General features: G+C 71.9%; 4 protein-coding genes and 1 tRNA gene. 1 reads left to right on the top strand and 4 read right to left on the bottom strand.

Annotated elements, in window-relative coordinates:
• From B4M60_RS07995 to dnaG, 4 genes are all read right to left on the bottom strand, one after another.
• The coding region (locus B4M60_RS07995) for a carboxylesterase/lipase family protein (protein WP_291082022.1) at positions 1 to 1,376 on the bottom strand (1,376 nt) is incomplete at its 3' end.
• Positions 1,377 to 1,401: 25 nt separating this feature from the next.
• Complete coding sequence (locus tag B4M60_RS07990; RefSeq protein WP_291082020.1) at positions 1,402 to 2,526, bottom strand: Ig-like domain-containing protein; 1,125 nt, start codon at positions 2,524 to 2,526, stop codon at positions 1,402 to 1,404.
• Between the two features lie 195 nt (positions 2,527 to 2,721).
• A tRNA-Asn gene (locus B4M60_RS07985) sits at positions 2,722 to 2,794 on the bottom strand.
• 80 nt (positions 2,795 to 2,874) lie between these two features.
• Positions 2,875 to 4,887, bottom strand: coding sequence for a DNA primase (gene dnaG, locus B4M60_RS07980; RefSeq protein ID WP_291082018.1), 2,013 nt, complete (start codon positions 4,885 to 4,887; stop codon positions 2,875 to 2,877).
• Positions 4,888 to 4,955: 68 nt separating this feature from the next.
• Between dnaG and B4M60_RS07975 the strand changes: the two genes are divergently transcribed.
• Positions 4,956 to 6,372 (top strand): TPM domain-containing protein (locus B4M60_RS07975; protein WP_291082016.1); only part of this gene is annotated, 1,417 nt, incomplete at its 3' end.

Genomic DNA, 6,372 nt, shown 5'->3' with positions numbered 1-6,372 from the left:
CCGGGCCACCAGACGGCCCGGACGTCGGCCAGACCGTCGACGACGACGGACGGCGTCGCAGCCCATGACCTGACCAGTCGCCCCGGAGCCTCGTACGCGGGATGACCCGGGTCCCCGCCGGCGACAAAGTCGGCCCAGGAGGCGTGCATCGCCTCCACCAGATGGGTGGGCGCTGGCGCGCCCAGGTAGCGTTCCACGTTCTCCGCGTGCGGGGCCGACCAGAAGAACGGCAGGTCGGCGCAGTGCCTCGGCCCCCGGCCGTCCGCCCAACGGAAGTCGTAGACCCACGTCGGGTCCCCCGCCGACACCCTCGTCTCGGCCGCCCGGGCGACGGTGGAGTGGATCGCGGCCGCGTCGATCACGGAGCCGACGCTGCGTCTGAGCGACCGACCGGTGGACTGCCTGGCCAGCGCCCTGAGCCCCTCCCTCGGCAACTGCTGCGACAGCGCCATCATCGCCGCGCCGGGGACCAGTGCGGGCCCGGGGAGCGTGTCGGCGATCGCCTCGAACTCCGCGGCGGTGGACCCGATGAGCAACGGCAGAGCCGTGGCGGCGCCGCCGGCGACCGACTCGAGGGGCGGGACCGGCAACGTCTCCCCGCCGACGACCGGCCGGAACGGCAGGGTGAATTGGTTGTCGCGGCGCAGACGCCGGTGGAACTCGTCCACGGCGCCACGTCCCCCGGCCGCCAACTTCTCGGCGGTGACCCCCTTCGGCGCCGGGGTGGCGGGAGCCCGCAGGATCGCGGGCGAGGCGGCGATCGCACCGTGGAACAACCCCGCCGCCGGCGGCGACCCGAGCAGGCACAGCACCGCTCCCCCGCCCGCGGACTGCCCCGAGACCGTGACGCGGCCGGGGTCCCCGCCGAAGGCTCGGATCTCGTCCCGGACCCATTCCAGCGCCGCGATCCAGTCGAGCAGCCCCCGGTTGTCCGGGGCATCGGGGAAGGGGGTGAAGCCCTCTACGCCGAGCCGGTATCCCACCGAGACCACGACGATCCCCCGGCGGGCGAAGGAGGAGCCGTCGAACCACGGTTGGTGGGACGATCCGGACTCCCAGCCACCTCCGTGAATCCACACCATCACCGGGTGGCCGCGGCCCTCCGCCGGGGCCCACACGTCCACGTGCAGGATGTCGGTGCCCGCGACGATCGGTTCGGGGATCGCGGGGTCGGGATCAAAGCGCAGGCGTTGGGCGGTGGCCGCGGGCCTGGTCGCGTCACGGACCCCGGACCACGGACGGCGCGAAACCGGCGCGGCGAAGCGCAGATCCCCCACCGGGTCCTCGGCATAGGGGATGCCGTAGAACCGGACGACGTCTCCGAGGTCGGTGCCGCGCACGCCACCCGTGGTCAGGGTGGCGTGGATCCCGGTCAAGCGCGGCAACGCGGCGGCGCGGATCTCACTCGGCGACCCCCGAACCGACGCCAGATCCCCCTGCCAGCTCCAAGAGCGATCCACTGGAACCGGCCTCCGATCCGACGCCGCCCGCGGATCCCGAGCTTCCCGACGGCCCGCACAGGGACCCGAGGGAACCCGACACCGACCCCGCCGAACCGTCCGATCCCGCCGAGCCCGACCCGCCGTCTCCGCAGAGGATGCCGAGCGAGCCGGATCCCAACGACCCTGTCTCCGGTTCCTCCCTGACGTCGACGACCACCGGACCGGCCTCGGAAGGCCCATACGGAGTGTCCGACGACTCATCCGACACCGGGTCCGGGGTGAATACCGCGGTGATGACGCGCTCACCCACATCGGGGAACGAGAACGGGAGGACGGCCACACCGTGGCCGTCGACGACGACGACGCGCACAGGCGAGCCGATGGGCTCACCGTTGGCGAAGAACTGCACCGCCCCGGTGGCCTCGGGAGGATCGACGCGCACCTCGAGAGTCACGGCCGACCCCGGCTCCGCGGTCGACGGCGCGGTCAGGGTGGAGGTCGTCTCAGCCTGGCACCCGGACACCGAGGTCCCCAGAAGCGCGAACGTGCCTGTGGCCGAATCGAAGCCCTTGTCCGCCGACTGAGGTCCGAGCGTCACCTGGTAGGTGACGGTGTGGGTGTCGGACGCCCGGTTCGGCAGCAGTGCCTGCTCGAGGAGATTCACCGTCCGTGTGGTCGTGATCGGCTCCCGATTGTTCTCGTACGTCGCACCCGGGAAGGTCGGAGAAAGGGGCGCCGAGTTCTGCACCCCGGGCCGCCCGACAACCCGGGAGATGTCATACGCCACGCCATTGAGGGAGAACCGGGATCGAACCGTCTGCCCCGTCTGGCTCCAGATTCCGGGCTTACCCTGCAGGGCGGTCGGATCCTCGCCGTCCACGGCGAAATCCACCACGTAAAACGAATTGGTCCTGTTGACGATCGTGAAGTGGAGTTGACACTGGTCATCGCCGTACGCGCTGAACTGGACCGGTCCCTGGTCCCATCCCGCCGCGGAGGCGACGGGAGTGGACACGAGGACCGCCTGACCGGCCACTGCGAGCGCACCGAGGATGGCCAGCCCGGCCCGTGGAACGTGTCGCATGGGATCTCCTGAGAAGTCGTCAACCACGATCTCGACCGGAGCAACACGGACTCCCGGGCGAGGGCCCCCACCTACTCGGACCGTCGTGAGTGTCCCACCGCCGGCACGACAGGACAATCATCGCGCGACCACTATCAGGTGATGCTTAGACGAAAGGCCGGGTCCGGAAGAGATCTTCCGGACCCGGCCTGGCTGCTCCCCCATCTGGACTCGAACCAGAAACCCTTCGATTAACAGTCGAATGCTCTGCCAATTGAGCTATGGGGGATCACGTCCGGTGTCCGACGATCACGCCCGACACCGAGAACCCACCTTAGTGCGAGAGCGCCACCGGACCAAATCGGCAGGTCAGGCGATGTCCGGCGTGGCCCCCACCGCCTGCTCGAGGAGTCCGCGTCGGTACTCCTCCAGCGCCACCAGGTCGCCGAACAGCGCCGAGTACCCCGCGGGATCCCCTGCCGGACTCATCCGCTGCACCTTGGACTTGAGGTCGGCGATCTGGCCGGAGACCCACACCTCCTGCAGCCGCGCGAGCACGCCGGAGACGTAGCGGGGCAGCGCATCCTCCGCCACCCGGAGGGTCTCCACGGCGAGGAGACCCACCAGCCTGCGGAGACCGTCGTCCTCCAGCCTCCCCGACACCTCGGACACCCAGTTCGCGCCGCTCTTGCCCGCCACGCACCCCCCGGCCTCCGACAGGGCGTCGGCGATGGCCGCGTACGCGGGGTGGGTGTAGCACTCGCCGGGGAGCGAGTCGAAGAGCGGACCGGCCAGGCCCGGGTACTGCAGGGCGGCCTTCAGCGCCTCCCGCTGGGGCCACAGCACCGGGTCTGCCGCCCCCGGCAGCGGAACGCCCGTCGGGGCCGCGGGTGCCTGCTGTCGGTGGTGGCCGCCCGCCTCGTCGTCGTGGCTCCGGTCGTCACGCTCGCCGCGATCCCACCCCGCGCGCGATCCGCCTCCCCCGGGGCCGCCCGGGGCTCGACGGCGCAGACCGGGACCGGGGCCCGCCGATCGTGCGCGGCCCTTCTTGCGCGCCTCCTCGCGGACGCGCCGCAGCACGGTCCCGGGATCGTCCCACCCGACCCAGCCCGCGAGCTGGCGGGCGTACTCGTCACGCAGGGTCGAATCGCGGATGTCCGCGACCACCGGGACGGCGCGGCGCAGCGCCTCCACGCGGCCCTCGGCGTGCTCGAGGTCGTAGTCCTCGAGCATCGAGCGGATGGCGAACTCGAACATCGGCACGCGCGCGGACACCAGGTCGCGGACGGCCGCGTCGCCCTTGTTCTGCCGGAGGTCGCAGGGGTCCTGGCCGGCCGGGGCGACCGCCACGAACGTGCGTCCGGAGAACTGCTGGTCCCCCGAGAACGCGCGGAGCGCCGCCTTCTTGCCGGCCTCGTCGCCGTCGAAGGTGTAGACGATCTCCCCGCGGAAGTAGTTGTCGTCCAGCATCAGGCGCCGGAGCGTGGACAGGTGATCCTCGCCGAACGCCGTGCCGCACGCGGCCACCGCGGTCGTCACCCCGGCGGCGTGCATGGCCATGACATCCGTATAGCCCTCGACCACGACCGCGCGACGTTGGGCGGCGATCTCCCGCTTGGCCATGTCGAGGCCGAACAGGACCTGCGACTTCTTGTAGAGCATCGTCTCGGGCGTGTTCATGTACTTGCCCAGCGTGTCGTCCTCGTGGAGCTTGCGCGCGCCGAAGCCGATCACCTCCCCCGCCAGGTTGCGGATGGGCCACAGCAGGCGGCGGTGGAACCGGTCGATCAGCGTCCCCCGCGAACTCGTCTTGGACAGCCCCGCCGCCTCCAGCTCCTTGGGCTCGAACCCCTGCCGCATGAGGTGCTTGCTCATCGTGTCCCAGCCCGTCGGCGCATAGCCGCAGCCGAAGAGCTCGGCCTGGGACATGTCGAATCCGCGATCGGTGAGGAACGTCCGTGCGATCTCGGCCTCGTCGTCCCGGTGCAGACGCTCGGCGTAGAACTTCTGGGCGGCGGCGTTGGCCTGGACCAGGCGCGAGCGGGTTCCGCGATCGCGCTGGATCACCTGCCCGCCGCCCTCGTAGTTGATGCGGTAGCCGATGCGGTCCGCCAGCTGCTCCACCGCCTCGACGAAGCTGATGTGTTCCATCTTCATGAGGAACGCGAAGACGTCGCCGCCCTCACCCGTGGAGAAGCAGTGGAAGTACCCGTGCTGGGGCCGCACGTGGAACGACGGCGTCTTCTCGTCCTTGAACGGCGACAGCCCCTTGAGCGAGTCCGCGCCGCCCGGTTTGAGAGCGACGTACTCGCCGACGATCTCCTCGATGCGGGTGCGCTCGCGGATCGCGGCGATGTCCTGCTCCGGAATCCGCCCTGCCATGGCGACCAGAGTAGCCGCCCCCGCCGCAGACCGGCGTGCCCCCTGTGACGGGCCGTTACGCTTGCCGCATGATCGTCGACTCACACCGCCCCGCCGCCGCCGGGCGTCCACGGTCCCGGGCCGCCACGGCCGTCGTCCTCCTGCTCGCGTTCCTCGTGTCCCTCGCCGCGTGGGTGGCCCCGTCCGCGTCCGCCGAACAGCCGAGCCGGCTGCAGCAGCAGGTCACCGATACCGCCGGGGTCCTGGGCGGCGACACGGCCGAGGTGGAGAGCCGGCTGGCCGAGCTGCGTGCAGCCGATCAGATCCAACTGTGGGTGACGTTCGTCGACACACTGGACGGAATCCCCGTCCAGCAGTGGGCCGAGCGGACCCGCGTGAAGTCCGACCTGGGGGCCTCCGACGCCCTGCTCGTGGTGGCCGTGCAGGACGGGGCCTACTGGTTCGAGTTCGACGACCCCTCGGCCTCGCCCTCCGCCGACCAGCAGACCGCTCAGCGCATCGCGGACCGGGACATCGAACCGCGCCTGGCAGCGGGTGACTGGTCCGGCGCCGCGATGGGTGCCGCGGACGGCCTCGCGCGACAGGGGTCGGGGTCCGGCCCGTCCGCGGGCGTCCTGCTCGCGATCATCGCGGCGATCGTCGCCGTCGTCGCGGTGGTGGTGCTGGTGACCCGGAGGCGTCGGACCGCGCGCACGGCCCGACAGACCGAGGACGCTCGCGACATCCCGGGCGACGACACCGCCCGCTTGTCCGCGCTCCCGGTGGACGTCCTCGACTCACGGGCACGCGCCGGCCTCGTCGACGCCGACCAGGCGGTCGATGCGTCCACGACCGCCCTCGAGACCGCGACCGGCGAGTTCGGCGAGCTCCGTACCCGGCCGTTCCGGTCCGCCCTGGACTCCGCGCGGGCCGACGTCGCGGCAGCGCACTCCCTGGTCCAGCGGCTCGACGACGACATCCCGGAGACCCCCGACCAGCGCCGGGCGATGCTGCTCGAGGTGGCCGGGCGCGCCGAGCGTGCCGAACGGGCGCTCGAGGGTCAGTCCCGGGCCTTTGCCGAGATGCGCGACCTGCTGATCAACGGCGACGCCGCCGTGGACGCCCTCACCCGGCGGGCGGTCGCGTTGCGTGCCCGGATCCCCGTGGCGGAGCGGTCCCTGGCCGAGCTGCGGTCACGCTTCCCCGCGGCCGTCCTCAGCTCGATCGAGGACAACCTGCCCCTGACCGCCCGGCTCCTGGACGCCGCCGAGGCGGACACCGCGCGGGCCCGCTCCGCCCTCGCCCGCCCGGTGGGCGAGCAGGCGGAGGCCGTGGACGCGATCACCGCCGCCGAGGGCGAGCTGGTTCGCGCCGAGAAGCTGGTCGACGGGGTGGACCACGCGGCCGACGACATCGCCACCGCCCGCCGCGACCTCGACGCCCTGGTCGCCGAGGTCGAGCAGGAGCTGGCGATGGCCTCTCGCCTCCTCGGGTCCACGGACGTCG

This window comes from Dietzia sp. UBA5065, from assembly GCA_002415925.1.
Classification (GTDB): Bacteria; Actinomycetota; Actinomycetes; order Mycobacteriales; family Mycobacteriaceae; genus Dietzia.
This window is presented reverse-complemented; position numbering and strand designations above follow the sequence as displayed.